Genomic DNA, 25,990 nt, shown 5'->3' on the forward strand with positions numbered 1-25,990 from the left:
CGTGCTCGGTCCGGGAGTGAAGCTCGGCAACCGCTACCGCCTCGACGAGCGGATCGCCAGCGGTGGCATGGGCGACGTGTGGCGCGGCACCGACCAGGTGCTGGGCCGTACCGTCGCGGTGAAGAGCCTGCTCCCGGCGCTGCTGGACGAACCGGGCTTCGCCGAGCGGTTCCGCGGCGAGGCCCGGACCATGGCCACCATCAACCACCCCGGCGTGGTCGACGTCTACGACTTCGGCAGCGACCAGCACATCGCCTTCCTGGTGATGGAGTACGTCGAGGGCGACGCGCTCTCCGCCACGCTCAGCCGCGTCGGCCGGCTGACCCCGGCCCGCACGATGGCACTGCTGGCGCAGGCCGCCGACGCGTTGCACGCGGCGCACGAGAAGGGCATCGTGCACCGCGACGTGAAGCCCGGCAACCTGCTGGTTCGGCCGAACGGCACGCTCGTGCTCACCGACTTCGGCATCGCCCGCTCGGACCTGGTCGGCCAGCTCACCGCCGCCGGCTCGGTGCTCGGCACCGCCTCGTACATCTCGCCGGAGCAGGCCACCGGCGCTGTCGCCACCCCCGCCTCGGACGTCTACGCGCTGGGCGTGGTCGCGTACCAGTGCCTGGCCGGCCGCCGCCCGTTCGAGGGGGACAACCCCCTCGAGATCGCCATGAAGCACGTACGGGACACTCCGCGGGCGCTTCCGGCCGACATCCCGCCCCAGGTCCGGGCGATCGTCGAGCGGGCCATGGCGAAGGATCCGGCCGCGCGCTGGCCGAGCGCCGCCGCGCTGGCGAGCATCGCCCGGCAGGCCAAGCTCGCACTCTCCCAGGCGGCTCGCTCCGGGCACCCGATCTCCGGCGTACCCGCCTCGCCTGCCGCGCCCGTCGCGCGGGCGCAGGTGCCCACCGCCGCTCCGCGTCCGCAGCCGCCGTCCGCCGCCCCGCGCCCGCAGCCCCGGCCGCCCGTGTCACCGGCCCGCCCGCCGGTCGCCGCGCCGCGCCCGGCCGTGATCGCGCACCCCGCCCCGCAGCCCCGTCCGCCGGTGGCGCCGCGCGGCGCGGCCCCCGTCCCGCAGCCACGCCCCGTGCCCCAGCACAACCCCCTGGGGTACGCGCGACCGCCCGCCGCCGCTCCGCCCCGGCGCTCCCGGTCCGGGCTGTGGACGACGGCGATCGTGGTGGCCGTACTGGTCATTCTCTGCTCGGGCGTGATTTCGTTCCTGTACCGGAAATACGGTGCTACCGCATCCGCTTCGGCGAGTGTGAGCGTGACCTCCGGCGCGGTGCAGCCGTACGGAGGCGACTATCCGGTCCGCACGTCGTACCGTCGTGAGGTACGCCTCCTGCCGGCCGGCGGCGGTACGACGACGAGCGAAGGACGAGAGACGCGATGACAGCGCAGGCCCGCCTGCTCGGTGGCAGGTACCAGGTCGGCGAGCTGCTGGGCTACGGCGGCATGGCCGAGGTGCACCGCGGCCGTGACCTCCGGCTCGGGCGGGATGTCGCGATCAAGATGCTCCGTGCCGATCTGGCCCGGGATGCCACGTTCCAGATGCGGTTCCGCCGTGAGGCGCAGAACGCCGCCTCGCTCAACCACCCGGCCATCGTCGCCGTCTACGACACCGGTGAGGAGACCGCCCCCACGGGCGAGACCCTGCCGTTCATCGTGATGGAGTTCGTCAACGGCCGGACCCTCAAGGAGGTCCTCGGCGTCGAGGGGCGGCTCCAGCCGCGCCGGGCGCTGGAGATCTGCGCCGACATGTGCGCCGCGCTGGAGTTCAGCCACCGGCACGGGATCATCCACCGGGACATCAAGCCCGGAAACGTGATGCTCACCCAGACCGGCCAGGTCAAGGTGATGGACTTCGGCATCGCCCGGGCGCTCGCCAGCGGCGCCACCACGATGACGCAGACCAGCGCGGTCATCGGCACCGCACAATACCTCTCCCCCGAGCAGGCGCGCGGCGAGGCGGTCGACGCCCGCTCCGACGTCTACGCGGCCGGCTGCGTGCTGTTCGAGCTGCTCTGCGGCCACCCGCCGTTCGTCGGGGACAGCCCGGTCAGCGTCGCGTACCAGCACGTGCGGGAGCAGCCGCCGACGCCGAGCACGATCAACCCGGACGTCAACCCCGCTGTCGACGCCATCGTGCTCAAGGCGCTGTCGAAGAACCCGCTCAACCGCTACCAGAGCGCCGGCGAGATGCGGGCGGACCTGCTCCGCGCCGCCGCCGGCCGGCCGGTGCTCGCCACCCCGGTGATGCCGGCCGAGGAGACCATGCCGATGGGCGCCGCCGCGGGCGGCTACCACCAGGCGCAGCAGACCCAGATGATGGGCCCGCAGACCCGCCAGCAGCCGGCGGCGCGGGTCGGCGACCCGGGCAAGCGCAAGAGCTCGTCCTGGGTCATCGCCGCGTTCGCCACCCTCGGCGTGCTCGCGGTGATCGCGCTCGGCACGGCGCTCTGGCTCAACCAGGCCGGCAACGAGAAGGTGTCGGTGCCGCAGTTGGTGGGCCGTTCGCAGGCCGAGGCGCAGGCGGCGCTCAACCAGGCCGGGCTGCGTTTCACCGCAGGTGACCCGGTGCAGAACACCACGTGCGAGAAGGGCTCGGTGGTCGACCAGAGCCCGTCGTTCGGCCAGCGGGTGGAGAAGGACACCGAGGTCACCGTCAACGTCTGCACCGGCCCGGGCCAGGTCACCATCCCCACTGGCCTGAAGGGCAGCACCAAGGATGCCGCGCAGACGCGTCTGCGCGAGCAGAAGCTCGTTCCCGTCGTGGAGGAAGTGAACAACAGCGCGCCGAAGGACCAGGTCGTCGACGTTTCCCCCAATGAGGGCAGCCCGGTCGCCGAGGGCAGCAAGGTGACGCTCAAGGTCTCCCGGGGCAACGTGAGCGAGGTGCCGAACGTCCGCGGCTACACCGAGGACCAGGCGACGCAGCGGCTCAAGGAGGCCGGCTACGAGGTCCGGGTCCAGGAGGGCGACGAGGTCGACCCGGCCGAGGCGGGCAAGGTCAGCAGCCAGTCACCCCGCGCGGGGACCAGCCTGGCCAAGGGCGAGCGGGTGACCATCCGGGTCGACGTGCCGCGCGAGGAGGAGCCGACCAGCCCGACGCCGAGCGGCTCGCCCAGCACGTCCCCGAGCACGCCGGGCAACGGCGGCGGCAACGGCGGCGGCAGTGGCTTCCCGTTCCCGCCGGTGGCCCCGACGCGTACCGACCGCTGAGCAAGACCTGAGCACGACGCGGCGGCGTCCCCGACCCCCGGGGCCGCCGCCGCGCCCATTCTCGCGACGATCATGAAGTTGGCGGCGCAAGGCGTCCGATTTATCCCCGCCAACTTCATGATCGACCGAGAAAGGGCGGGCGGGACCGCGCCGGGTGGGAAGCGGGCGGGGGCGTCAGGCTGGGGAGAAGGCGGCCTGACGGCGGGCGTCGACCTCGGCGGCCAGTTCCGGGGCGCGCTCCAGCGCCGCGGGGAAGCCGCAGGCGGCGAGCCAGTTCGCCAGCATCAGGTGACCGCCCTCGGTCAGCACCGACTCGGGGTGGAACTGCACGCCCTCGATCGGCAGCGTGCGGTGCCGCATCGCCATCACCACGCCGGAGGCGGTACGGCCGGTGACCTCCAGCTCGTCGGGGAGCGTCTCGGGCAGTACGGCGAGCGAGTGGTAGCGGGTGGCGGTGAACGGGTCGGGCAGACCGGCGAGCACGCCCACGCCGTCGTGGCGTACCTCCGAGGTCTTGCCGTGCAGCAGTTCCGGCGCGCGGGCCACAGTCGCGCCGAACGCCTCGCCGATCGCCTGGTGACCGAGGCAGACGCCGAAGATCGGGAGCTTGCCCGCGTATTCGCGGATCACGTCCAGGCAGATGCCGGCCCGGTCCGGGCTGCCCGGCCCGGGTGACAGCAGGACACCGGCGGCGCCGGCGCGGCCCACCTCGGCGACGTCGATCTCGTCGTTGCGCCGCACCTCGCAGTCGGCGCCGAGCTGGCCGAGGTACTGCACGAGGTTGAAGACGAACGAGTCGTAGTTGTCGATCACCAGTACGCGCATCGCTGTCACCTGTTCGGGGTGGAGGGTGGGGCGTTGTTCGTCTCGGTGCTGTACGGCAGCTCCTCCTCGCCGGGCAGCCCGGTCGGCTCGGTGATCCCACCGTCACCCGGTACGCCGGAGTCCTGGGTGACCTGCACGTCGTCGAAGGGCAGCAGCGGCTCGGCCCACGGGAAGACCACGAACCAGAGCAGCGCGACGGTGGCGGTGGCCAGCACCAGCGAGCCGAACAGCTTGCCGGGCAGCCCGAACGGGAGTTTGCGCCAGATCCACGAGTACACGGCTCACGCCTCCAACTCGGCCGGGCGGCCCGCCGACTTGGCCTGCGTGTGGTCGAGCCGGGCGTGGATGATCAACCGCTGGTAGTTGTCGAACTTCGGGTTGCAGGTGGTGAGCGTGAGCAGCTTCTCGGTGGGCTTCTGACCCGGCTTGCCGGGCACCGGCGCGACCACCTCCACCTGGGACGGCTTGACGATCCGCTGCTGGTATACCCGGTAGACGAGCCACTCCGTCTTGGTCTCGACCACTATCGCGTCGCCGGTCTTCATCTCGTCCAGCCGCCAGAACGTGGAGCGGATCCGGTGGCCGGCGACGGAGAAGTTGCCCACCTCGCCGGGCATGGCACTGTCCGGGTAGCGGCCCGGCGCGTACCGGATGTCCTCCGGGCTGACCCCCTCGACCACCACCCAGTGCTTGTCGAACTTGGGGATGTAGAGGCCGGCGACCGGCCTGCCCTCCGCCGGTGGCTTCGGCTTCACCGTCGGCCCGGTGGTCGGGCCGACGGTCGGGTCCGCCGCCGCGTCCCACTCCTGGGCGAGCTGGCTGTTCAGGTCGCTCTGGTGGGCCTCGACGATGACCGCCTTGCCCCAGATCTCGTACCCGGCGAAGAGAAGCACCACCAGCCCGAAGGTGATCAGCAGCTCGCCGGTGCCCCGCACGACGGTGCGCAGCCGGGAGCCGACGGTGGGGCGGGTCAGCTCGGAGTAGACGCTGCGGTATCCGTCGCCGGTCTGCTCGGGCCGCAGCTGCACCACCCGCTCGCCGCGCCGAGGGCGGGGCGGCTCGGCGGGCGGTTCGGCGCCACCACCGCCGCCGTCCCCGTCGTCAGGCGCCGGGGGCACCGCGCCCATCAGCCCGGTGGCGTCCAGGTGGGGGTCCGCGGGTGGGCGGGTGACGGCGGGCAGCACCGTCGTGGCTCCGCTGTCGCCCGGAGGGTTCCGGTCCGCGCCGGCCGGCCCGCCGAGAGGGGGTACGCCGGGCGGCCGTCCCTCACCCCCCGCCGGTCGGCGACCGTCCTCCGGCGGGCGTCCGCCGGCCTCCCACGGGCGGGTGCCGTTCTGCGGTGGCTGTCCACCGCGACCACCGCGCTCGGGCGGGATCGCCCCACCTGTGGAATGGCGGACGGCGTACTGCTGCCCCGCCGGTCCGTACCCCTCCGGTCGCGACTGGCGCTCGCCCGGCCGGCGTGCGACGTCGCCGGGTGCGGCCGGGCGCATCCCGGGAGCGGGACCGCCCCGGGGCGCCGCTCCGTGGGGCGCGGGGCCGTTCTGCGCAGGCCCGTGGGGCGCGGGGCCGTTCTGCGTAGGGCCGTGGTGTCCGGCGCCCTGGTGCGCCGGGCCGGCCGGGTGGGGCGTACCCCTGGGGGGAAGCTCGCTCGCCGGGGGGCGGAACCGGGGGTCGGCCTCGGGGCGGGAGGCGCTCGCCGGTTGATGCGCCTGACTGCCCGGCCACGGCGGCGGCGGAGCGACCGGCGGGGTGGTCCGTGGCGGGGCGGACGGCGGTTGGCCGGTCCGTGACGGCGCGGGCTGGCGGGTGTCCGGGCCGCGTCGGGCCGGGGCGGTGTGGGCCGGGCCGGCGTCGGGCCAGGGCAGGTGGAGCGGCTGTGGCGACGCCGGGGCCGGACGCTCGACCCGGGGGAGGAACGCTGTGGGCTCCTCCTGGCGGTCGTGGCCGGTGCGTTCCCGGGGGTCGCCGCCGGTCACCGGGGCACCGTCGCCGATTGCAACGCGGTGGAGTCCTCGAACGCCGGCACGGTGACGGTGGAGACGCGCTCGACGTACCCGAGTTGGTAGTGGTCGGCCACTTCCTTGAACACCCGCACTCCCTCAGAGGCGGCGAGCGCCCGCTGGAGTTCCGCGGGATCGCCGATTGCCACGATCTTGAAAGGAGGGGAGTACACCCGGCCGTGCAGCAGCAGGGTGTTACCGACGCAGCGTACCGCGCTGGTGCTCAGCACGCGGACGTTCATGATTGACATGGCTTCCGCGCCGCCGGCCCAGAGCGCGTTGACGACCGCCTGGACGTCGCCCTGGTGCACCACCAGGTCGTCGTTGCTGGCGCCCTTCGGCAGCGGCTGGTCGGGCCGGCGGTCGGCGTCGTTCAGCTCGACGGTCACGCCGCTGCCGGTGAGCGCTGTGAACCCGGCGCCCTGCCGGCTGGCGGCGGCCCGGTCCCGCTCGGTCTTGATCGGCCCGTCGGCGCCGGCGAGCGCTTCGGTCTGCTCCTCCACCTCGGCCCGGAGCCGGGCGGCCTTCGCCTCGCTGGCGGCGACCTCCTCGCGGCGGTCCTCGATCAGCTGGGTCAGCTGAGGCCGGCGGTCCTCACGCAGGGAGGTGCCGCCCGCGGTGGTGGCGGTGGTGGTGAACAGCAGACCGGCCGCGGCGGCGATCAGGGGTACGCCGACGGACCAGCCGGGGCGGCGCTGGCGTGCGCGCCGGGGCAGCAGGGCGGCTGCCGCGCGGCGGAGGACCTTCTGCCAGGAGGCGGCGCCGGACGTGTACTCCACCGGGCGTTCCCTTTCCCGTCGTCTCGTTCCGGCCCGCGCCGGTGCGAGCCGACCTGCTCGACCCGGAAAGTCCGCTCTTTCCGGTTACTGAGTGCACCGGCCTGGCCCCATTCGTGGCCTGGACGGTCCGTCCGGACTACGCTAGCTGTCGAACATTATTGGCCATGGACCGTCGCCCTCGCGCCCGGTTGTCAGGCCGGACGAGGTCGTACCCCCCTCTGGAGAGCGTCGTGCCCAAGTCTCAGGTCCGCAAGAAGAAGGTGTACACCCCGCCGACGGACGTACGTCCGACGGCGACGGCGTCGACGCGCAAGCCTAGCCCGATCTGGCTGCCGGTCACGGCGGTCACGCTGATCGTGGCGGGCATCGGCTGGCTGGTGCTCTACTACCTGTCCGAGCAGGCGTACCCGGTCGCCAGCTGGGGTTACTGGAACCTCGCCGTGGGCTTCGGCGCGATGGTCTCGTCGCTGATCCTGCTCTCCCGCTGGCGCTGATCCGGCGCTGCCCCACCCCGGCGTAGGTCACGCCACGCCGCCCCTGCCCGGCGCTTCGGCGTCGGTCCACCTAAGGTGTGCGCAGGGCGGCGTGGCCTGGTGCGAGAAGACTCACGTTACTGCTGGGTAACCTTGCGCGTAGGCTGCACGGACAAAGCAGCAGACCGGGAGGCCAACTCGATGGGCAGCGTCCAGATCGTCACCACGATCCTCGCGGCCGCCATCACCGCCGTTGCGGTGTGGCTTGCGGTGCGCGCGGTCATGAAGATGACCGCCGTCATCCGGCTCGGCCAGCCCGCGCCGGAGCGGTTCGGCGACAAGGGCGCGCGTACGAAGAAGATGCTGGTGGAGACCGCCGGTCACACCCGCATGCTCAAGTGGAGCGTGGTCGGCGCCGCCCACTGGTTCGTGATGGTCGGCTTCATCGTGCTGTCGCTGCTGGTGCTGGAGGCCTACTTCGAGGTCGTCTCCACCGGCGGTGGGCTGCCGATCATCGGGCACTGGACGATCTTCGGTCTGGTCACCGAGTGGATCGGCATCCTCGGCCTGGTCGGCATCCTGGTGCTGATGGCGATCCGGCTGCGCAACCGGCCCGGCCGCGCGGAGAACCGCTCCCGGTTCACCGGCTCGACCATGTGGCAGGGCTACTTCGTCGAGTGGGTCGTCCTGCTGGTTCTGATCTTCGGGTTCGTGATCCGGGGCTTCAAGGTCGCCACCGACCACTTCGAGTACCCGGTCTGGGCCGCCCCGCTCAGCCACGCGGTCGGCTCGGTCCTCCCGGACTGGGAGGCGGGCGTCAGCGTCGCCGCGCTCATCAAGATCGCCATTTCGATGACCTGGCTCATCGTGATCTCGCTGAACGTCACCATGGGCGTGGCCTGGCACCGCTTCCTGGCCTTCCCGAACATCTTCTTCAAGCGCGACCCGGAGAAGCCGGCCGGTTCCGGCCTGGGCCCGCTGCGCCCGATGACCAGCGAGGGCAAGCCGCTGGACTTCGAGGAGGCCGACCCGGAGAAGGACCAGTTCGGTGTCGCCCAGGTCGAGCAGTTCACCTGGAAGGGCCTGCTCGACTTCAGCACCTGCACCGAGTGCGGTCGCTGCCAGTCGCAGTGCCCCGCCTGGAACACCGGCAAGCCGCTGTCGCCGAAGCTGCTGGTGCTGAGCCTGCGTGACCACGCGTACGCCAAGGCGCCGTACCTGCTGGCCGGTGGCGGCAAGGACCTCACCGGCGAGGAGAAGGCCACGCAGGAGCAGCTGGCCGGCGTGGACGTGCTGGCCATGGCCGAGGCGGACCGGCCGCTGATCGGCACCGCCGAGGAGGGCGGTGTCATCGACCCGGACGTGCTCTGGTCCTGCACCACCTGCGGCGCCTGCGTCGAGCAGTGCCCGGTCGACATCGAGCACGTGGACCACATCGTCGACATGCGCCGCTACCAGGTGCTGATCGAGTCGAGCTTCCCGTCCGAGGCCGGCGTCATGCTCCGCAACCTGGAGAACAAGGGCAACCCGTGGGGCGCCCCGCAGAACACCCGCGAGGACTGGACCAAGGGCCTCGGGTTCGAGGTGCCGCGCGTCGGCGAGGTCGACGACTTCGAGTACCTCTTCTGGGTCGGCTGTGCCGGCGCGTTCGAGGACCGGGCCAAGAAGACCACCCGCGCGGTCGCCACGCTGCTGAACGAGGCGGGCGTCAAGTTCGCCATCCTCGGTGAGGGCGAGACCTGCTCCGGCGACCCGGCGCGCCGCATCGGCAACGAGTTCGTCTTCCAGATGCTGGCCCAGCAGAACGTCGAGACGCTGAACGAGGCGTTCGAGGGCCGGGAGAAGAGCAAGCGCAAGATCGTCGCCACCTGCCCGCACTGCTTCAACACCCTGGGCAACGAGTACGGCCAGCTCGGCGGCGAGTTCGAGGTGGTGCACCACACCCAGCTGCTGGCCCACCTGGTCAGCGCCGGCAAGCTCACCCCGGTGCAGCCGGTCGACGGCGGCGTGACCTACCACGACCCGTGCTACCTGGGCCGCCACAACCGGATCTTCGCCGCCCCGCGCGAGGTGCTCGGCGACTCGATCCAGGGCGAGCTGACCGAGATGCCGCGTAACAGCGAGCGCTCCTTCTGCTGCGGCGCCGGCGGCGCCCGGATGTGGATGGAGGAGAAGATCGGTAAGCGGATCAACGTGGACCGGGTCGAGGAGGCCATGTCCACCGGGGCGAAGACCATCGCGGTCGGCTGCCCGTTCTGCTCGACGATGCTGAACGACGGCGTGAACGGCAAGGGCGCGGGCGAGCAGGTCGAGGTGGTCGACGTGGCGAGCGTGCTGCTGCGCTCGGTCAAGCCGGAGGCCCCGGCCGGTGAGCCGGAGGTCGCGCCGACCGCGAGCTGAGGCGTACCCCGGCAGGAAGCCGGACCACGACGGCGGCGGCACCCGAGCGGTGCCGCCGCCGTCGCCTTCAGCTGGTCGTGGTGGTCATGATGGCGGCGCTCGTCCCGGCCGTCATCGCGACCATAAGCGCGGCCTGCATCTCCTCGATCGCCTTCTTGACGGCGGCCGATGCCCAGTCACCGGCGGCGATCTCGTCGATGCGCGCCTTGACCCGCTCCTTCGGCAGCTCGCGGAAGATCTTGCGGTCCAGGCCGACCGCGCGGGTCAGCGTGAGCAGCGCGGCGGTCCGGGCGTCGACCGGGCCGTCGCCGGTGAGCGCCGCAGCCATCCGCTCCCGGGCCGCCGTCTCCACCGCCGGCTCCGCGCCGGTCGGCGAGGGATAGCGGGTACGCGGGAAGACCAGCAGCACCCGGTCGGACTCCCGACGCAGGACCCCGGCGTCGACGAGCCCGCCGAGCACCCGCTCCGGCAGGCCCTTGGCGAGCTTGCCGATCCAGTCCTTCGGCTTGCGGGGGCGGCCCGATCCGACAGTCGCCAGAGCCTCGTCGAGCAGCGGCACGCCGGTCGGGGTGGGATCGGTGACGACGAGCCGCTTGTCCGCCACCTCCACCCGGCCGGTTAGTGCCAGTTCCAGCAGCACCGCCCCGGCGAGGCCGTAGCCGAGGTGCGGACTGCCGAGCCGGTTCGTGCCGCCGTCGTCGTACGCGAGCAGGACCAGTTCGTCGGTGAGCAGCAGACCGTCCATGCGCACCACGCTACGGGGGGTCCGCCATCGGCGCGCGCGTGCCACAATCACGCGCATCGACGGCCTTCTGCTTCTGACGCTGTTGCCCCTGGTCGGTTTCGTGCTGCTGACCGCCGGCAACGCCTTCTTCGTCGCGGCCGAGTTCGCCCTGGTCACCGTCGACCGGGCGGAGATCGACAGGCGGGCCGACGAGGGCGACGGCCGGGCCGCCACGGTCCGCCGCGCGCTGCGTGAGCTGTCCTTCCAGCTCTCCGGCGCGCAGCTCGGCATCACGCTCACCGCGTTGCTCACCGGCTACCTGGCCGAGCCCGCCCTGGCCCGGCTCTTCGCGCCGCTGCTGCACCCGCTCGGCGGCGCGGAACGCTTCTCCGGCCTGCTCGCGCTGGCGCTGGCCACGCTCATCTCGATGCTGTTCGGCGAGCTGGTGCCGAAGAACCTGGCGCTGGCCCGCCCGATGCCCGCGGCGCTCGCCACCGCCGCGCCGATGCGGGCCTTCTCCCGCACCTTCGGCTGGCTGATCCGGCTGCTGAACGAATCAGCGAACCGGCTGGTGCGCCGCCTCGGCGTGGAGCCGCAGGAGGAGCTGGCGAGCGCCCGGTCCCCGGAGGAGCTGGGCCTGCTCGCCGCCATCTCGGCCCGGGCCGGCGCGCTGCCGCCGGACACCGCGATGCTGCTGCGCCGCACCATCCGCTTCGGCGACAAGCGGGCCGCCGAGGCGATGACGCCCCGGGTGGACGTGACCGCGTTGCGCGCCACCACGACTGTGGCGGAGTTGCTGGAGGCGTCCCGGCGGACCGGCCGGACCCGGTTCCCGGTCTACGAGGAGACGCTCGACCTGGTCACCGGCGTCGCCGGGGTGCCCGACGCGCTGGGTGTGCCGCTGGCCCGCCGCGCGGCCACCACTGTCGCCGCCGTGGCCCGGGAACCGGTGTACGTCCCGGAGAGCCTGAACCTGAACGGGGTGCTGGCCGCGCTCAAGGCCGCCGGGGCGGACCTGGCGATCGTGGTGGACGAGTACGGCGGCACCGACGGCGTGGTGACGGTGGAGGATCTCGTCGAGGAACTGGTCGGGGAGATCGCCGACGAGTTCGACCCGGACGCGGTGGACGGCTTCGGGCCGGTGGAGCTGACGGTGCCCGGCGGCGAGCGCACAGTCCTGACCGACGGCGTGCTGCGCGCCGACGAACTGGTCGAGCAGACCGGGTTCCGGCTGCCCGACGGGCCGTACGAGACGCTCGGCGGGTTCCTCATGGCGCGGCTCGGCCACATCCCGGTGCCGGGCGAGGCGGTCGACGAGGCCGGGTACGAGTTCACTGTGGTGGAGGTCGACCGGCACCGGATCGAGCAGGTGCGGGTGGTACGCCCCGAGGAGCCCGACGGCGGTGCCTGAACTACTCGTCGCGGTGGGGTTGCTGCTCGGCAACGCGTTCTTCGTGGGCAGCGAGTTCGCGCTGATCGCCTCCCGCCGTACGGTCATCGAACCGCTGGCGGCGACGTCGAAGCGGGCCCGGCTGGCGCTGGCGGCCATGAACCAGATCCCGCTGATGATCGCCGGGGCGCAGCTCGGCATCACCGTCTGCTCGCTCGGCCTCGGCGCGATCGCCGAGCCGGCGCTGGCGCACCTGCTGGAGCCGGCGTTCGCCGCGCTGGGGCTGCCCGCCTCGGCGGTGCACCCGGTGTCGTTCGTCATCGCGCTCGCGGTGGTGGTGTTCCTGCACACGGTGGTCGGCGAGATGGTGCCGAAGAACATCACGCTCGCCGGGCCGGAGCCGTCGGCGCTCTGGCTCGGCCCGGCCATGCTGGCGTTCTGCCTGGCCACCAAGCCGCTGCTGCTGGCGATGAAGTGGGCGTCCCGGCAGGTGCTGCGGTGGTGGCGGGTGGAGGCGACCGATGCGGTGAAGACCGTGTTCACCGCCGAGGAACTGGCCGGGCTGGTGTCCCAGGCGCGTACCGAGGGGTTGCTGGACGCCGAGGAGCACGCCCGGATCACGGGCGCGCTGGCCCTGCACAGCCGTACCGCGGCGGACGCGCTGCAACCCTGGTCCACTGTGACCACGGTGGCCGAGGACGTCTCACCGGCGTCGCTGGAGGTGCTGGCGACCCGTACCGGCCGGTCCCGCTTCCCGGTGGTGCAGCGGTCCACCCGTCGGGTGCTCGGTTTCGTGCACGTCAAGGACGTGCTCGGGTACGCCGGGGCGAGCCGCCGCGCGCCCGTGCCGGCCGAGATCTACCGGCCGCTGGCTGTGGTGCCGCCGGACCGTACGCTCGCCGATCTGCTGCTGGCGATGCGCCGCGAACGCCGCCACATGGTGCTGGTCAGCGACGGACGCAGGCCGATGGGTGTGGTGACGCTCGACGACGTATTGACAGCCATCGTCGGAAGATGAATTGAATACCCTTGGTGTGCAACCGATTGCGGATACGTGATTGAACAAAGGGTCGCCTTGATTCCATCGGACGCCTTCCCTAATGTGAGGCACCGACCGCTGTGGGTCGTCTGCCTCGACCTTCCCTCTCGCGAGGCGCCCGGCGGTCGGTTGCAAAGGAGTCCGTGCCGGTGGCAACCACGCCCCCTCAACGTCACGCCCCGAGCGCTCCACCCGGCCGGCGGGCCGGGTTCCGACGGGTGGTACACGGTCTGGTCACCCTGGTCGCGGCCGCCGCGGTCGGCGCCGGAATGCTGACCGCCCCGGCGCACGCGGCGCCGTCGGTGGACGAGATCGACGCGCAGATCGACAAGCAGTGGCAGCAGCTCGAACCCACCATCGAGCAGTTCAACAAGGTCCGCTCGCAGCTTCGCGCCAACCAGAAGAAGTCCAAGGCGCTGAAGGACAAGATGGTGCCGCTGGAGCTGGCCTCCACGCTCGCCATGAACAAGGTCGGCGACATCGCGGCCCGCTACTACATCCAGGGCCCGTCGCAGGAGCTGGGTGCGCTGCTGGTGAACTCCAAGCCGGGCGCGCTGGCCGAGCAGCTGGTCATGCTGGACCGGATCGCCGAGGACCAGCGCCGCCAGATCGCCGGTGTGCTCAAGGTGCGCGACGAGTACAACAAGCAGAAGGAGAAGCTCGACGCGCTGATCGCGCTGGAGATCAAGCAGCAGAACGATCTCGCGGCGAAGAAGAAGCAGATCGACTCGGAGATCAAGCGGCTGACCGCCATGCTGCCGGTGACCTCGATCCGCCCGGCAGGCTGCCCCGCCGTCGACGGCGTGGTGAGCAGCGCCGCGCGGACCGCCATCAAGACGGCGTGCGCCCAGGTCGGTGACCCGTACGTGTGGGGCGCCACCGGCCCGAACTCGTTCGACTGCTCCGGTCTCACCCAGTACGCGTACAAGGCGGCGGGCATCTCGCTGACCCACTTCACCGGCGCGCAGTGGAACGAGGGCCGCAGGATCTCCCGCTCCGAGGCCCGCCCCGGTGACCTGGTGTTCTTCGGTTCCGACCTGCACCACGTCGGGCTCTATCTCGGCAACGGGGTGATGGTGCACGCGCCACGTACCGGCAAACCGGTCCAGGTGTCGAGCATCAGCACGATGCCGATCGCCGGCTTCGTCCGGGTCGCCTGACCCGGAACCCTGGCAGCGAGAAGGCCCCCGGTCCACGCGGACCGGGGGCCTTCCCGTGTGCGGTGCCGGGTCAGCGCGGCGCGCCGACCGGGGACGGCAGGATCAGCACGTCGTCCAGGTTCACGAACATGATCCGGTGACCGAACTGGACCTGCACGTAGCGGTTCTCGCCGCGGACCACGGTCCGGTCACCCGGTGCCGAACCGTCGAACGAGACCGCCCGGTAGTACTCGCCGGGCAGCACCCCGCCCACCGCGTACCGCTGGCCGGCGGCGAACGTGTACTGAAGCGGCGAGATGGTCTGGTACGGGATGGTGTCCGGGTAGGCGGCCTGCTCCGGGTAGGCCCGCCCGTACACCGGGATGGTGGCCTTGCCGGGCCGCGGCGTCACGACGAAGCCGGTGGCCCACTTGGCCGTCGGCGCGGAGGCCGGGTTGAGGAACCACGCCTTCTGGCCGAGGTACCAGATCGCCGTCCAGTCACCCTGGCGGCCGGCGAGCGCGTACGTCTGACCGGCGGAGGCGCGGGCGCCGTGGTCGGAGATGTACATGGTGTCCGGCGTGCCGTCCGGGCGCAGCCCGAGGTCGTTGACGAGCGGGGCGTCCGGGCTCGGCGCGGTCCGCAGGATCACCGACGAGGAGCCGCGCGACGGGCACGGTTCGGCCGGCGGCCGGGGCGTCGGGACGCCCGGCGGCTGCTGGTTGCAGCCGAAGAACGCCGGCCGGTTGGTGGCGAAGTCCGGGTCGATGGTGACCAGGCCGGTACGGGGCGTGCCGGTGCTGCGGAACGGCGCCTTCATCAGGTCGAAGTAGTGCGACCAGTCCCAGTACGGTCCCGGATCCCAGTGCATGCCGCCCACCGCGCCGGCGTTGATGCCGGGCACGTTGTCGTGGCCGATGATGTGCTGCCGGTCCATCGGGATGCCGAGCTTCAGCGCCAGGTGCCGCACCAGCTTGGCGGAGGTGCGGTACATCGCCTCGGTGTACCAGGTGCCCTGACCGGCGAAGCCCTCGTGCTCCAGGCCGATGGACTTGGCGTTGACGTACCAGTTGCCGGCGTGCCAGCCGACGTCCTTGGTCTTGATGTGCTGGGCGATGTAGCCGTCCACCGAGCGCAGCGTGTAGTGCCAGCCCAGGTAGTCGGCCCGCTTCACCAGGTCGACGCTCGGGCCGAAGTAGCCCTCGGTGTCGTGGATGACGATGTACTCGATCTTCTGCTGCTTCGGCCGGTCGCCCAGGTCGTGGTTGCCGTAGTCGCCCGGGTCGTCGCTGAGCTGCTCGTAGGGCGCGGGAATCCACTCGCAGGCCAGCCGCACCGGGCACTCCAGCCCGTCCGGCCGCTCGGCGTTGCGCAGGCCCAGGCGGGCCAGGCGGGAACGGTCCGGCTTAGCGGCGGTGGCGGCGAGCGTGACCCGCTGGCCGTCGTCGGTGGTGCGGCTGGCGCCCTGGCCGAGTTGGTCGTAGACCTCGTCGGCGAAGGCCGCCGCGGCGTCCGAGGTGTCCGCGCCGGAGTACCGGGCCACCGCGCCGTACCAGGCCGCCGGGTCGGTGCCGGCGCCGACCGGCCCACCCAGAGCCTTCTGGTACGACGCCAGCAGCGCGGCGCCACCGCGGATGTTCGCGGCCGGGTCGGTGCGCAGCGTGCCCGCGTCGAGCCCGGTGAGCGCGGCGGCGGCGTCGAGCGTCTGGAGCGAGGCGGGCGGCAGCGGGGTCTCCCGCTCCGGCGCGGCGGCGGTGGCCGGGTCGAGCTTCAGCGGCCGGGAGTCGTCGCCGCGCGGGTCCTCGTCCTCGTCGACGTGGGCGCTGCCCGGCATGGCGAGGATGTGCGCGGCGTCGGTCAGGTGCATCGGGCCGTAGCCGCCGCTGGTGCTCGGCTGCCCGGTGTGGGTGTCCCAGCGGGACTCCAGATAGGAGACACCGAGCAGCACGTTCTGCGGTACGCCGTACTCGGCCGCGGCGGCGGCGTATTGTTGTTGCCGGTCGCTCGCGGGCGCGGACGTGTCCGGCGCGGCGGTCACCGGGCCGGTCGTCGCCAGCGCGGTGGCTGTCGCCACTGCGGCGGCGAGCAGTATCCGTCTGCCCGACGGCGGGGCGGAGAGGTGCATCGAACCTCCTGGACAGGGATGGGGGTCACTGCGTTTCCACCCTCACTCCGCACACCCGCAAGGGTCAATACCTTTCCAGTGAGTAATCAGCCTTGAAAGAAAATTTCACCTCCGACCGGGGTGCGGCGCCTCATCGCGTACGGAGTGTCACGGCGCTGGAAGTTGCGGATCGATAACGGTGGTCCCTACTCTGGTGAATCGTCGGCCGCACGTCTCACCGTCCAACCCGGTCGGTGACGGTCCGACACCGCCGAGTCGCCTCCGGGCGAGCCGGGGAACCAGGTACCTGGGGTGAATCCGCAGCGATGCGGTAGGGCGGCTCCCTTCCCGCCCGAATCCGTCAGCTAACCCGGTAGGCGGTACGGAAGAAGGAGTACGGACGCCCGGTGGCACTCCATGCCCCGCGGCCGTCGTCGAGCCGGTCGGTCGACCGCTCCACGGCTGTGCCGCGTACCCGCTGGTCCCGCTTCACCACAGCCCTCGCCGCCCTCGTCGGCACCGCAGTCGTCCTGACCGGCGGCGCCACGGCGGCACACGCCGAACCCTCGGTCGCCGAGATCGAGGCGCAGATCGACCGCGACTGGAACAAACTCGAACCGGTCATCGAACAGGTCAACGCCGTACGCGAGCAGCTCGCCGCGCGGCGCAAGCAGGCCGACGCGCTCGGCCGGCAGATCGCACCCCTCCAGGCCCGGGTGGACGCCGCGCTCGGCCAGGTCGGCGGACTCGCCGCCGACGCCTACAAGGGTGACAACCTCTCCACCGTCAACGCGCTGCTGGGCAGCCGCTCACCCGGTGACCTGGTCAACGGCCTGGAACTGCTCGACCGCTTCGCGCACCGCCAGCACGAGCAGGTGCGCTCCGTCGCCGCGCTGCGCGACGAACTGGCGGCGAAGAAGAAGCCGCTGGACGAGATGATCGCCGGACTGGCGCGTACCGAGGCCCAGCTCGCGGCGAAGAAGAAGCAGATCGACGCCGAGATCGCCCGGCTGCAGAAGCTGCGGCTCAAGGTGTACGGCAACGGTGGCGGCGGCCCGCTGCGCCCGGCGCCCTGCCCCGCCGGTTACCCCGGTGGCGCGGCCGGAGCGGCGGTCAAGTTCGCCTGCGCCCAGATCGGCAAGATCTACGTGTGGGGCGCGGCCGGGCCGGATCACTTCGACTGCTCGGGCCTGACCATGGCGGCCTGGGCCAAGGGCGGTGTCTCGCTGCCGCACAACGCGCGCCAGCAGCACGGCATGACGAAGCGGGTGAGCCGGGCCGAGCTGCGCGCCGGTGACCTCGTCTTCTACTACAGCGACCTGCACCACGTGGCGATGTACGTGGGCGACGGCTGGGTGGTGCACGCCTCCCAGTCCGGCAAGCCCATCACCATGAAGCGGGTCGACGACGGCGACATCAACAGCTACGGCCGGGTGTAAGGAAGGGCCCCCTCTTAACGCCTCCGGTAGAGGAGGGGGCCCCTATTAACAACTGTGGGCGCCGTCAGCGGGTCGGCCAGGTGCGCCAGCTCTGCCAGGACCGGCTCGGCGTCGGTCCGCGCTGCCCCTGGTAACGCGACCCGTAGACGGCCGAGCCGTACGGGTGCTCGGCCGGCGAGGAGAGCCGGAAGATGCAGAGCTGGCCGATCTTCATGCCCGGCCAGAGCGTGATCGGCAGGTTCGCCACGTTCGACAGCTCCAGCGTGACGTGACCGGAGAAACCCGGGTCGATGAAGCCGGCGGTCGAGTGGGTCAGCAGCCCCAGCCGCCCGAGGCTCGACTTGCCCTCCAGCCGGCCGGCGAGCTGGTCACCCAGCGAGATCACCTCAAGGGTGGAGGCGAGCACGAACTCGCCCGGGTGCAGCACGAACGGCTGCCCCTCCGGCACCTCCACCATCGAGGTCAGGTCGTCCTGCTGGATCGACGGGTCGATGTGCGTGTAGAGGTGGTTGTTGAAGACCCGGAACAGCCGGTCCAGGCGTACGTCGATGCTCGACGGCTGCACCAGCGTGGGCTCGAAGGGCTCCAGCGCGAGCGTGCCGGCCTTGATCTCGGAGACCAGGTCGCGGTCGGAGAGCAGCATCGGAACACCATAGCGACAGGTGCCGGTGACCTGCGTGTCGCACTACATCTTCGTACACGTGTTCGATAGAGTGTCCACATGGCTTCCTGGTCCGAATTCGCCGCCGACGAGCCCCGCCTCGCCGACGAGATCCGCCTCCTGATGCAGCAGTACGGGCCGGGCTTCGGCTACCTCGCCACGGTCCGCGCCGACGGTGGCCCCCGGGTCCACCCGGTCTCCCCGGTGTTCACCGCCGACGGCCTCTGGTGCTTCGTCATCGACTCGCCGAAGCGCCGCGACCTCGAACGCGACGGCCGCTACGCGCTGCACTCGTTCCCGCCGGAGGAGAGCGACGACGAGGCGTATGTCGCAGGCCGCGCCCGGCCGGTGACCGACCCCGCCACGGTGGCCCGCCTGGCCCGGATCGGCCGCGCGTCACCGCAGGGCGACTGGCGGCTGTTCGAGTTCACCGTCGAGGCGGCGATGCTGACCCGCCGTGATCCGGTGGCCCAGCCCGGCGCCGCCCCGCCGCAGGTGCGGGTCTGGCTCGATCCGCGCGGGGCCGAACCCGCCCGGCGTGACCCGCTCGCCGCCGAGGGGCGGCGTGGCCGGCACGGCTTCGACACCCGCCGCCCGGCCGCCTGACCCGGCCCACGACGAAACGGTGCCGGCCCCGTCCGAGGACAGGGCCGGCACCGGTACGCGGTACGACGGTCAGGCTGCGCGGTAGGCGTTCCACGCGGTGAGCATGCGGCTCGCCTGGCCGGCGGTGAACTGGTACATGCAGGAGTCGTACGTGTAGTCCATGAAGTTGGTGATCGGGTCCTTGCCGGCGGTCGAGCAGGTGTCGCGGCCGGTCGGGCACTGGTACGCCGGGGACGCCTCGGCCGGGGTGTCGGAGACGCTGTCGCCCGAGCCGGAGCAGCCGCCCTGGAAGGTGTGGTAGAGGTTCAGCCAGTGGCCGACCTCGTGGGTGCCGGTGTCACCCTGGTTGTAGTTGGTTGCGGTGCCGCCGGGCAGCGACTCGTTCAGCACGACCACGCCGTCCATCTTGTCCAGCGTCCTCTTCGGGAACGTCGCCCAGCCCAGCAGGCCGTTGCTCAGCTCGCCGAGGTAGATGTTCAGCGTGTTCTTGCCGCCCTCACGCAGCGAGGTCTTCATCGAGCGCTCGGCGGAGGAGCCCTGCACGATCGGGTACCACGACGGGTTCGTCACCCGGTTGATCTTCGTGAGCTGGAACCCGAAAGCGGTGGCGGCGCCGCCGGTCGAGCCCGCGTACGACTGGTTCAGCACGGTGATCTGCTGGTTGATCATCGAGTCGGTGATGTTGCCGCCGGCCCGGGTGCTGTTCTCCTGGATGACGTGCACGACGACCGGGATGGTCACGGTGGCCAGCGGGGCGACGGCGCCGGTCCGGAAGCTTGCCCGCTCGCGCTGCGCGGCGGCGAGGTCGGCCTCACGGTCACGGACCTGCTTGGTGGTCAGGTGGTTGGGGTCGAGCTTGGCGTTGCCGCCCTTCGCGACGCGCGCGTTCGCGTGTTCGTCGGCGTGGGCGTCGGCCGGCTCGGCGCAGACGCCGGCCGGGGCGGCCGAGAAGGCCGAAGCAGCGGGGACGACGCCGACGGCGGCGGTGCTGAGCAGCAGCGCGAGGGTCGACGTCGCGACACCGGCGGTACGCCGGGTCAGCAGGTTGGGACGGAGTCCCATGGGCCCACCTCTTTCTGACGGCGTGCCAGGGGGTGTGTCACGCCGGTTCGGAAACGTGGGGCAGACGTTACATCCCATCGACGCATTTGAGAACGCCCATACGTTGCCGACCTTGGTGCTTGATCCACTCCAGCTCGGGGAGGTGGCGGGGTCAACCGCTCGTCGATACCGCCACCTCGCCGAAGTGGCGCGCGGGCACCTGGATGCACAGGGGTGGTGACCTTCAGGTAGAGTGGTGCCGCCTGCGGGTGTAGTTCAATGGCAGAACATCAGCTTCCCAAGCTGACAGTGCGGGTTCGATTCCCGTCACCCGCTCCAACCGAAGGCCCTGACCGGGACGCGAGTCCGGTCGGGGCCTTCGATGTTCCACGGACCACCTGTCCCGTGGTTGGTAGGCCGCGGCCCCACTAGCGATGGAGGGGACGTCGTGGGCCGATCTGATCAGCCTCACGAACGGCGTGACCGTGACCGCCAGGCGCGGTTCCGGCTGCCTGATCCAGTTCCCGACAACCCCGAGCGACACCGGGTATCCGGGGCGTGGCCGAGCCACGCGACGCCTGACGCTCCGGTGATGATGCAGGTGCCCGAGGTGGGCGTCTTTGTGAGGGCACTGCTACCCGTGAAGCTGACAGGTGCTTCAGCGCCGCCTTATCTCAGAACCTCCGGCTCCGCGGGGGCTGCTGGCTGCTCCGGTTGAGCCATGAAGCGCAGTTTGTTGGGGCGGACACCTCAGACGCGGCAGGGTGCTCCGGGATCGGGGAGTGTTGATGAAGTCGATGAATGACGTGTTCAACGAGGCAGTGGACTACGGGGCCGAGGGCGTTGTGCCGGTCGGCACGCCCGTCGGGGTGGAAAAGCTCTCGCACGTACACCGTGTCTTCAATGCTGTCATGGGTGGTGGCCTGGGTTTCGCGGTGGAAGTTCTCGAGCCGGACGATTTCCGGCGTGCTGTGGAAGGCTTTCGATACCTCGACCTCGGCGAGGTCGCGAACCTCCTCGCGGAACTGGTCGACAGTTACGGAAGTTCTGATTATGACGTCCGGAAGGAAGAGATCCTGGACGGCCTGCTCGTCGGCGCGCTGGTCGACGACGCTTTTCGGAGGAAGGTTTCTCAGGCTCCGTCCGACTTCGGGTTCGACGGCTCAGTTCTTCAAGATCCTGCTGCGCAGCAACGTCAGCTCAGGTAGTAGGCGGCTCTCCATCGGGCTTGCTCGGCTATGGAGAAGTTGTCGAAGTCACCGGCGGCCTCGCAGTCGAGCAGGTAGCGGAGCGCCTCTGTCGCATCTGACCCACGTGGATCTTCCGGGAGCCGCGTGAGAGGCCGCCGCTCGACGGCCGTCGTCGGTACGATCGCGCGATCTCGATCTGTTGATCATGCTGGAGGGAACCATGCAACTGCGCCTGAAGTACGCGCCCGTACCGGAGAACGCAGCCCGGTTCGCGGGCGACATCGTGGTGTCAGCGGCCCAGGTCAGCGCTGTGCACCTGGACTACACGCCGGACAGCCTGACGTCCGTGGACGCCATCCTCGACGGCTTTCGGGCCGAGGGCCTCACCGCTGGACAGGTGGCAGAGACTCTCTTCGGGTTCGGTTGCTATGTCGGCGAGGTGCTGACCCGGCATGCGGGTGGACGGTGGCGCGCAACGACGGCAGACGAACTGGCCGTCGTCGGATGGCCCATGGTGGTCGAGCTCGCCGGGCAGGGCTGGTGCAATCCGATCGCGAAGGCCTTCAAGCGCCTGGAGAACGGTCCGGAGGACAGCCTTCGGTACTTCTATGCCGTGTTCGCACCGGGCGGCGCCCGCTAGCGAGGGCGCGTAGCGCTGATCTCGCCCCCACCGTCGACGGATCGACTGACACAATGCGGCGTGCGCTCGCGTCTACGGTTGATCAGGGTGACGACGACTGGGGTCCAGGTACGGGAGACGGCCACCGTCGACCTGCCGACGAGCGCGGAGGCGGCCTTCGGCTTCATGGAGGATCCGGCCTCGTTGGTGGTGCTGGACGACTCGATTGAGATCGGCGTCACCCTGCCCGGACCGAAGGGAGCCGGCGAGATCCAGGCGTTCGTGCATCGGAGCCCCGACGGTCGACTGGGGATCATGCACGAGGTCGTCGAGGTCGAACCGGGGCGTCGTGCCGTCACCCGTACGTTGACTTCCGGATACTCCAGCGGCGGCGTGCTCACCGTTGTGCCGCTCGGGCCCGACTCGTGCCGTCTCACCCAGGAGATCTGGGCGGAGCTTCCGGCAGGCGTACTGGTGGGGGTTGATGCGCAGTTGCGCCACGAGTACCGGACGTGGCTCGCGGAGCTGATGCGGCGGCTCACCGCCTGGGCTGCTCACGCGCCCCGGTGCCGGTAGGTGCAGCCATTGCTCTCAGGCGCGAGCGTGGCCGGAGCTGGCTGGAGTCGAAGAACTCCTGTGGCACCTAGTGGTGCCGGACCTTCGCGCGGTAAGGCTGCTGATTGAAAGCAGCGCTACTTGGGCTGATCGCCGTTCGAGAGCTGACCGGCGTGGTCGACGAAGGACGTGAGGTGCGTCGACTTGGCAGCAGAGCTGACGCGGGACGAGGCCATCGCCCTCGTCGAGCGGATCATGAGTGTCGACTACGCGGACGAGGGTGAGCTGGGCGGCTGGCTGGACCAACTTGAGCGAGACCTCGTCTGCCCAGGCGGCTACGTCTCCAACCTGATCTACTGGAGCGACCCCGAGTTGACGGCTGCCGAGGTGGTTGACCGAGCCTTGGCCTACCAGCCGATCCAGATGCGGTCCACGCCATGGACGTAGCCGTCGCGAGGGCTATTTGTCCCACCGATCGGCGTAGGGCAGGGCGAGCAGGCCAATGTGATCAAGCACGTCGCTCGACGCGTTGTGTTCCCGTAGTGGGATCGGCGCATGTCGTATCACCCACAGCGACAGCGCGGCACCCCACGTGTCCTCCTTGTGCCAACTCGACCAGGGGAGCCTGTCGACCACCAGGTCGTCCACCCACTCCTCCACGGCCGTGACCAGCCGTCGTCGGGCCACCGCGTCGGCCAGCGACTCCGTCCAGACAGCCAACCACGGGGTGAGCTTGCCGGTGGTCTCGGCGATGAGTTCCAGGGCCTCGTGAGCGGGCACCTTCGCATCGGGCTCGACCAGGGCATGCAGCCACCAGGCGTCCAGGAACTCCCGCAGAGCGTCCCGCTGCCCCTTGGGCCATTCCCGCCAGCGGGCGGTGGTGAACAAGTACCCGAGGCTGTCCATCCCGGCCATCGGCATCACGCGGCCCGCCACGAGGCTCCGGGTCAGTTGGGGCAGGATCCGGCGTAGCAGCGGGCCGGGATAGCGCCAGTCAGTGGCCCAGTACGTGCGACGGAGCAGGTCTTCGTCGAGCGGCACGTCCGGCGTCTTCAGCAGTGCCAGTTCCTCCGCGCTGCCCCAGTGGCACTCGCAGTTGGACTCCTGCCGGTGCGCCGTCATGCCCTGGAACGTGGCGGCCGCACCCGCCAGCGCCTTCTCCAGGAGGTCGCTTACCTCAGTCCGATCGGGGATCATGGCGAATCCGCCTTCGAGGACTCCGGAGGCGTACGCCTGCCGAAGAGAGTGATCTTACGGTGAAGGCGAGGTGGGACGTGCACCCGACCAACGATCATCTGCCGGAGGAAGCCGAATGACACCGAATGCTTCGCCGACCGTGGATCGACTCGCCGGCCTGTTCGACTGGGACGGGGCGACGGAGACGGAGATCGACTGGACGGCTCTCACCGAGGCGGCAGGCCATCCCTTTCCCGAGGACTACCGACGCTTCGTCGAGCGCTTCCCACACGGCAGCATCGGCTTCTTGGAAGTGCTTCATCCTTCCGACTGGGGCGTACCGGAATTCCTCCGGTACGCGCGGAACTGGCATCACGTGATGAACAAGAGGGCGGAGTGCACGGGAGGGTTCCCGTACCACTTCGGCACCTCACCGGGAGACCTCCGGGTCTGGGGAGCCGTGAACTTCGACTATCTGCTCTGCTGGCACCTGGACGACGGTCCTCCCGAGCAGTGGCCGACGGTGGTCTGCGATACCGCCCTGATCGACCCGCCCGAGCCCTACGCCGGCACTGCCACCGCATTGCTTGTCGAGATCGCGGAACTGAGGAACCCGGTGCCGGTGATCGGGTACGTCACGGAGATCGACGGGGTGCCCTTCAGGCTCGTCCGGCACGAGTAGAGCGGGTCCACTGGCCCGGACGGATCCAGGTCTGCCCGTCGCCGGGCCGGACCCGGACGGAGTCGCCCAGGTCCAAGGCGGCGAGCACCCCGAAGACGGCGTCCAGGACGGCTCGTCGGTCCGCCGTCACAAGGACGTCGACGTCGAGGTGGGAGCCGTGCTCGCTTGTTCCGGCACCGGTCACCTCGCCGCGCCCGACGAGAGCCTCGTTGAGGGCGTCTTCGAGGTCGTCGCGATCGATGTCGATCTGCCCGTCGATGACCAGTTCCACGAAATCCATCACGTACACCTCGGCGATGAGTTGCGGGTCGTTGACGGGTCTGACGGGGGACGAGCGGAAACCGGAGGAGCGGACCCATGGGCAAGCTGATCGTGACAGAGTTCCTGACCCTCGACGGCGTGGCGCAGGCGCCCGGTGAGCCCGACGAGGACCGCGAGGGCGGCTTCAGCCACGGCGGCTGGCAGATGCCGCTGCTCGACGAGAAGTCCGGCGCGGTGATGTTCCAGCAGGCGAGCAGCATGGACGCGCTGCTGCTGGGCCGCAAGACGTACGACATCTTCGCCGGCTACTGGCCGAAGGCGCCTGCGGACATCCCCTTCACCGGCCTGCTGAACGGTGTGCCGAAGTACGTGGCCAGCCGCACACTCGCCGAGCCGCTCACCTGGACGAACTCGTCGCTGGTAAAAGGTGACCTCGCCGAGCGCGTCACCGAGATGAACGGCCGCCACGGCGAGGTCCACGTGATCGGCAGCCTGGACCTGGTGCAGTCGCTGCTGCGCCTCGGCCTGGTCGACCGGCTCAACCTGTGGGTGTACCCGGTGGTGCTCGGCACCGGCAAGCGCCTGTTCGGCGAGGGGACGGTGCCGAGCGCGTTGCGGCTCACCGAGTCGGTCACCCACGCCCACGGCACGCTGCAACTGACGTACGAGCCGGCCGGAGCGCCCACCTACGGGGACGCAGCGGCGTAGGGCGCGCGGAGGTCGAGCACGTGCCTTAGGCCGGGCTCCCCGTCCAGATCCACCTCGCAGCCGGACACCGAACCGCTGCGCACCGAACCGTCGTGCACCGAATCGCCGCGCTCCGAGCCGTCGAGCACGAAACCGGCGCGCTTGAGCACCGCCAGCGAGGCAGGGTTCGCCAGGGCCGCCGAGGCGACCAGTCGGCGCAGCCCGTACTCGGTGCGGGCCAGTTCGCAGACGCGCCGTACGCCTTCACTCGCGAGCCCGCGCCCGGCGGCGCGTTCGGCCACCCGGTAGCCCAGCTCGGCGCTGCCGCCTGCGACGTCGACCAGGTTGAACCGCCCGAGCACGGCGCCGTGGTCGCCGACCAGCACGTGGAAGTGGCAGGTGCCGCGTTCCTGCTCGTCCAGCAGGGCCGCGTGCCGGGCGGCGTACCCGGTGAAGAAGTCGTCGCCCCGGCCGGGGACGTACCGGGCGAAGTAGGCCCGGTTCTCCCGCTCGAACCGCAGCACGGCGGGTGCGTGGTGGGCGGCGAGTCGTTCCAGCTCCGGCATCGGACCAGGTTAGGCGTCGGCCGGGTAGCAGCGCAGTTCGATTGTGTTGCCGTCCGGGTCGCTGACGTAGATCGAGGTGGCGGTGCCGCGCGCACCGAAGCGCGGGACCGGGCCGGTCAGCACGGTGAAGACGCCGGAGTCGACCACCCGCTGCCAGTCGACCGGCTCCACCACGAGGCAGAAGTGGTCCACGTTGGACCCGGTCGGGTCGCCCTCGATCAGGTCGATGATGGTGCCGGCGTCGACGCGTACGGAGGGGAACGGCACCTCACCGGCCCGCCACCTGGCGACCCGCACCGGGGCCAGGCCGAGCGTGCTGCAGTAGAAGTCGAGGGAGCGCTCGACGTCGCTCACCGAGAGGACGAGGTGGTCGAAACCGGTCACCGTCACGAGATGGTTGTGCATGCCGTCAACC

General features: G+C 70.8%; 27 protein-coding genes, 1 tRNA gene and 1 riboswitch. Of the genes, 16 read left to right on the forward strand and 12 right to left on the reverse strand.

Translation table 11 applies throughout. The features are described from left to right. The first annotated feature begins 1 nt into the window (after position 1). Together ML5_RS00425 and pknB are read left to right on the forward strand one after the other, a co-directional pair. A complete protein-coding gene (locus ML5_RS00425) occupies positions 2-1,387 on the forward strand; it encodes a serine/threonine-protein kinase (RefSeq protein WP_013473361.1) in 1,386 nt (461 codons plus the stop codon). After that, entirely contained in the window at positions 1,384-3,216 is a 1,833-nt protein-coding gene (gene pknB / locus ML5_RS00430; RefSeq protein WP_013473362.1) for a Stk1 family PASTA domain-containing Ser/Thr kinase, read from the forward strand. The genes ML5_RS00425 and pknB overlap by 4 nt, the downstream gene beginning before the upstream one ends. A gap of 174 nt (positions 3,217-3,390) precedes the next feature. On the opposite strand, the gene ML5_RS00435 is transcribed toward pknB, so the two are convergent. From ML5_RS00435 to ML5_RS00450, 4 genes are all read right to left on the reverse strand, one after another. Further along, positions 3,391-4,041, reverse strand: a complete 651-nt coding sequence (locus ML5_RS00435; RefSeq protein ID WP_013473363.1) for an aminodeoxychorismate/anthranilate synthase component II — start codon at positions 4,039-4,041, stop codon at positions 3,391-3,393. A gap of 5 nt (positions 4,042-4,046) precedes the next feature. Next, positions 4,047-4,319: a hypothetical protein gene (locus tag ML5_RS00440; RefSeq protein WP_013473364.1), complete on the reverse strand. Its 273-nt coding sequence runs from the start codon at positions 4,317-4,319 to the stop codon at positions 4,047-4,049. Between the two features lie 3 nt (positions 4,320-4,322). Continuing rightward, positions 4,323-5,225: a class E sortase gene (locus tag ML5_RS33215; RefSeq protein ID WP_013473365.1), complete on the reverse strand. Its 903-nt coding sequence runs from the start codon at positions 5,223-5,225 to the stop codon at positions 4,323-4,325. Positions 5,226-6,016: 791 nt separating this feature from the next. Further along, entirely contained in the window at positions 6,017-6,823 is an 807-nt protein-coding gene (locus ML5_RS00450) for a DUF881 domain-containing protein (protein ID WP_013283315.1), read from the reverse strand. Positions 6,824-7,053: 230 nt separating this feature from the next. Here ML5_RS00450 and ML5_RS00455 point away from each other — a divergent pair, with 230 nt between their 5' ends. Next, positions 7,054-7,317, forward strand: coding sequence for a cell division protein CrgA (locus ML5_RS00455; protein ID WP_013283316.1), 264 nt, complete (start codon positions 7,054-7,056; stop codon positions 7,315-7,317). 180 nt (positions 7,318-7,497) lie between these two features. Next, positions 7,498-9,696 carry a (Fe-S)-binding protein gene (locus tag ML5_RS00460; protein ID WP_013283317.1) on the forward strand — a complete coding sequence of 733 codons (2,199 nt, stop codon included), beginning with the start codon at positions 7,498-7,500 and terminating at the stop codon, positions 9,694-9,696. 67 nt (positions 9,697-9,763) lie between these two features. Here the strand turns inward: ML5_RS00460 and ML5_RS00465 are convergent, their stop codons facing one another. Further along, a complete protein-coding gene (locus ML5_RS00465; protein WP_235437536.1) occupies positions 9,764-10,441 on the reverse strand; it encodes a GPP34 family phosphoprotein in 678 nt (225 codons plus the stop codon). An 82-nt stretch (positions 10,442-10,523) separates the two neighbouring features. Between ML5_RS00465 and ML5_RS00470 the strand changes: the two genes are divergently transcribed. The 3 genes from ML5_RS00470 to ML5_RS00480 all read left to right on the forward strand — a co-directional run bounded on the left by ML5_RS00470 (position 10,524) and on the right by ML5_RS00480 (position 14,009). After that, the gene (locus tag ML5_RS00470) at positions 10,524-11,831 is read left to right on the forward strand and encodes a hemolysin family protein (protein WP_013473367.1); all 1,308 of its coding nucleotides are present in this window, start codon (positions 10,524-10,526) and stop codon (positions 11,829-11,831) included. Further along, complete coding sequence (locus ML5_RS00475) at positions 11,824-12,828, forward strand: hemolysin family protein (RefSeq protein ID WP_013473368.1); 1,005 nt, start codon at positions 11,824-11,826, stop codon at positions 12,826-12,828. Before ML5_RS00470 ends, ML5_RS00475 begins: the two co-directional genes overlap by 8 nt. A gap of 170 nt (positions 12,829-12,998) precedes the next feature. Beyond that, complete coding sequence (locus tag ML5_RS00480) at positions 12,999-14,009, forward strand: C40 family peptidase (protein WP_013283321.1); 1,011 nt, start codon at positions 12,999-13,001, stop codon at positions 14,007-14,009. A 70-nt stretch (positions 14,010-14,079) separates the two neighbouring features. On the opposite strand, the gene ML5_RS00485 is transcribed toward ML5_RS00480, so the two are convergent. Beyond that, on the reverse strand, positions 14,080-16,113 hold the full coding sequence (locus ML5_RS00485; protein ID WP_013473369.1) for an N-acetylmuramoyl-L-alanine amidase: 2,034 nt from the start codon (positions 16,111-16,113) through the stop codon (positions 14,080-14,082). A 238-nt stretch (positions 16,114-16,351) separates the two neighbouring features. Next, positions 16,352-16,486: riboswitch (cyclic di-AMP (ydaO/yuaA leader) on the forward strand. 13 nt (positions 16,487-16,499) lie between these two features. Between ML5_RS00485 and ML5_RS00490 the strand changes: the two genes are divergently transcribed. Then, the gene (locus ML5_RS00490) at positions 16,500-17,531 is read left to right on the forward strand and encodes an NlpC/P60 family protein (RefSeq protein WP_013473370.1); all 1,032 of its coding nucleotides are present in this window, start codon (positions 16,500-16,502) and stop codon (positions 17,529-17,531) included. A gap of 64 nt (positions 17,532-17,595) precedes the next feature. Here ML5_RS00490 and dcd read toward each other — a convergent pair whose 3' ends face one another. Further along, positions 17,596-18,174, reverse strand: coding sequence for a dCTP deaminase (dcd, locus tag ML5_RS00495; protein ID WP_013283324.1), 579 nt, complete (start codon positions 18,172-18,174; stop codon positions 17,596-17,598). Between the two features lie 78 nt (positions 18,175-18,252). On the opposite strand from dcd, the gene ML5_RS00500 reads away from it, so the two are divergent. Beyond that, positions 18,253-18,798 carry a pyridoxamine 5'-phosphate oxidase family protein gene (locus ML5_RS00500; RefSeq protein ID WP_013473371.1) on the forward strand — a complete coding sequence of 182 codons (546 nt, stop codon included), beginning with the start codon at positions 18,253-18,255 and terminating at the stop codon, positions 18,796-18,798. Between the two features lie 69 nt (positions 18,799-18,867). Here the strand turns inward: ML5_RS00500 and ML5_RS00505 are convergent, their stop codons facing one another. After that, positions 18,868-19,860, reverse strand: coding sequence for a zinc metalloprotease (locus ML5_RS00505; RefSeq protein WP_013473372.1), 993 nt, complete (start codon positions 19,858-19,860; stop codon positions 18,868-18,870). Positions 19,861-20,104: 244 nt separating this feature from the next. On the opposite strand from ML5_RS00505, the gene ML5_RS00510 reads away from it, so the two are divergent. The 5 genes from ML5_RS00510 (at position 20,105) to ML5_RS00530 (ending at position 22,650) form a co-directional block, all read left to right on the forward strand. Continuing rightward, positions 20,105-20,178 (forward strand) — tRNA-Gly (locus ML5_RS00510). Positions 20,179-20,627: 449 nt separating this feature from the next. Beyond that, a complete protein-coding gene (locus ML5_RS00515; RefSeq protein ID WP_013473373.1) occupies positions 20,628-21,047 on the forward strand; it encodes a hypothetical protein in 420 nt (139 codons plus the stop codon). Between the two features lie 187 nt (positions 21,048-21,234). Further along, positions 21,235-21,669, forward strand: coding sequence for a hypothetical protein (locus tag ML5_RS00520; protein WP_236619342.1), 435 nt, complete (start codon positions 21,235-21,237; stop codon positions 21,667-21,669). Positions 21,670-21,756: 87 nt separating this feature from the next. After that, positions 21,757-22,224, forward strand: coding sequence for an SRPBCC family protein (locus ML5_RS00525; RefSeq protein ID WP_013473375.1), 468 nt, complete (start codon positions 21,757-21,759; stop codon positions 22,222-22,224). A 183-nt stretch (positions 22,225-22,407) separates the two neighbouring features. Further along, positions 22,408-22,650 (forward strand): hypothetical protein, encoded by a 243-nt coding sequence (locus ML5_RS00530; protein WP_013473376.1) that lies wholly within the window; start codon positions 22,408-22,410, stop codon positions 22,648-22,650. Between the two features lie 12 nt (positions 22,651-22,662). On the opposite strand, the gene ML5_RS00535 is transcribed toward ML5_RS00530, so the two are convergent. Further along, on the reverse strand, positions 22,663-23,400 hold the full coding sequence (locus ML5_RS00535) for a hypothetical protein (RefSeq protein WP_013473377.1): 738 nt from the start codon (positions 23,398-23,400) through the stop codon (positions 22,663-22,665). A 115-nt stretch (positions 23,401-23,515) separates the two neighbouring features. Between ML5_RS00535 and ML5_RS00540 the strand changes: the two genes are divergently transcribed. Further along, positions 23,516-24,061: a hypothetical protein gene (locus ML5_RS00540; RefSeq protein ID WP_013473378.1), complete on the forward strand. Its 546-nt coding sequence runs from the start codon at positions 23,516-23,518 to the stop codon at positions 24,059-24,061. Here ML5_RS00540 and ML5_RS00545 read toward each other — a convergent pair. Further along, the gene (locus ML5_RS00545) at positions 24,039-24,341 is read right to left on the reverse strand and encodes a hypothetical protein (RefSeq protein WP_013473379.1); all 303 of its coding nucleotides are present in this window, start codon (positions 24,339-24,341) and stop codon (positions 24,039-24,041) included. The two genes, ML5_RS00540 and ML5_RS00545, sit on opposite strands and share 23 nt — an antisense overlap. 77 nt (positions 24,342-24,418) lie before the next feature. Between ML5_RS00545 and ML5_RS00550 the strand changes: the two genes are divergently transcribed. Then, positions 24,419-25,030: a dihydrofolate reductase family protein gene (locus ML5_RS00550; protein ID WP_013283333.1), complete on the forward strand. Its 612-nt coding sequence runs from the start codon at positions 24,419-24,421 to the stop codon at positions 25,028-25,030. Here the strand turns inward: ML5_RS00550 and ML5_RS00555 are convergent. Then, a complete protein-coding gene (locus tag ML5_RS00555) occupies positions 25,009-25,575 on the reverse strand; it encodes a GNAT family N-acetyltransferase (protein WP_013473380.1) in 567 nt (188 codons plus the stop codon). The genes ML5_RS00550 and ML5_RS00555 overlap by 22 nt on opposite strands. Positions 25,576-25,584: 9 nt before the next feature. Next, on the reverse strand, positions 25,585-25,980 hold the full coding sequence (locus tag ML5_RS00560; protein WP_013473381.1) for a VOC family protein: 396 nt from the start codon (positions 25,978-25,980) through the stop codon (positions 25,585-25,587). Positions 25,981-25,990: the final 10 nt, after the last annotated feature.

Origin of the sequence: Micromonospora sp. L5 (assembly GCF_000177655.2) — a bacterium.
In the GTDB taxonomy this organism is placed as follows: Bacteria; Actinomycetota; Actinomycetes; order Mycobacteriales; family Micromonosporaceae; genus Micromonospora; species Micromonospora aurantiaca.

What these genes read in the sequence shown, in the direction of transcription:
- pknB (WP_013473362.1), top strand. Translation starts at nt 1,384, where the DNA reads ATGACAGCGCAGGCCCGCCTGCTCGGTGGCAGGTACCAGGTCGGCGAG.
- ML5_RS00435 (WP_013473363.1), bottom strand. Translation starts at nt 4,041, where the DNA reads ATGCGCGTACTGGTGATCGACAACTACGACTCGTTCGTCTTCAACCTC.
- ML5_RS00460 (WP_013283317.1), top strand. Translation starts at nt 7,498, where the DNA reads ATGGGCAGCGTCCAGATCGTCACCACGATCCTCGCGGCCGCCATCACC.
- ML5_RS00465 (WP_235437536.1), bottom strand. Translation starts at nt 10,441, where the DNA reads ATGGACGGTCTGCTGCTCACCGACGAACTGGTCCTGCTCGCGTACGAC.
- ML5_RS00485 (WP_013473369.1), bottom strand. Translation starts at nt 16,113, where the DNA reads ATGCACCTCTCCGCCCCGCCGTCGGGCAGACGGATACTGCTCGCCGCC.
- dcd (WP_013283324.1), bottom strand. Translation starts at nt 18,174, where the DNA reads ATGCTGCTCTCCGACCGCGACCTGGTCTCCGAGATCAAGGCCGGCACG.
- ML5_RS00500 (WP_013473371.1), top strand. Translation starts at nt 18,253, where the DNA reads ATGGCTTCCTGGTCCGAATTCGCCGCCGACGAGCCCCGCCTCGCCGAC.
- ML5_RS00505 (WP_013473372.1), bottom strand. Translation starts at nt 19,860, where the DNA reads ATGGGACTCCGTCCCAACCTGCTGACCCGGCGTACCGCCGGTGTCGCG.
- ML5_RS00515 (WP_013473373.1), top strand. Translation starts at nt 20,628, where the DNA reads ATGAAGTCGATGAATGACGTGTTCAACGAGGCAGTGGACTACGGGGCC.
- ML5_RS00520 (WP_236619342.1), top strand. Translation starts at nt 21,235, where the DNA reads ATGCTGGAGGGAACCATGCAACTGCGCCTGAAGTACGCGCCCGTACCG.
- ML5_RS00535 (WP_013473377.1), bottom strand. Translation starts at nt 23,400, where the DNA reads ATGATCCCCGATCGGACTGAGGTAAGCGACCTCCTGGAGAAGGCGCTG.
- ML5_RS00540 (WP_013473378.1), top strand. Translation starts at nt 23,516, where the DNA reads ATGACACCGAATGCTTCGCCGACCGTGGATCGACTCGCCGGCCTGTTC.
- ML5_RS00545 (WP_013473379.1), bottom strand. Translation starts at nt 24,341, where the DNA reads ATGGATTTCGTGGAACTGGTCATCGACGGGCAGATCGACATCGATCGC.
- ML5_RS00550 (WP_013283333.1), top strand. Translation starts at nt 24,419, where the DNA reads ATGGGCAAGCTGATCGTGACAGAGTTCCTGACCCTCGACGGCGTGGCG.
- ML5_RS00555 (WP_013473380.1), bottom strand. Translation starts at nt 25,575, where the DNA reads ATGCCGGAGCTGGAACGACTCGCCGCCCACCACGCACCCGCCGTGCTG.
- ML5_RS00560 (WP_013473381.1), bottom strand. Translation starts at nt 25,980, where the DNA reads ATGCACAACCATCTCGTGACGGTGACCGGTTTCGACCACCTCGTCCTC.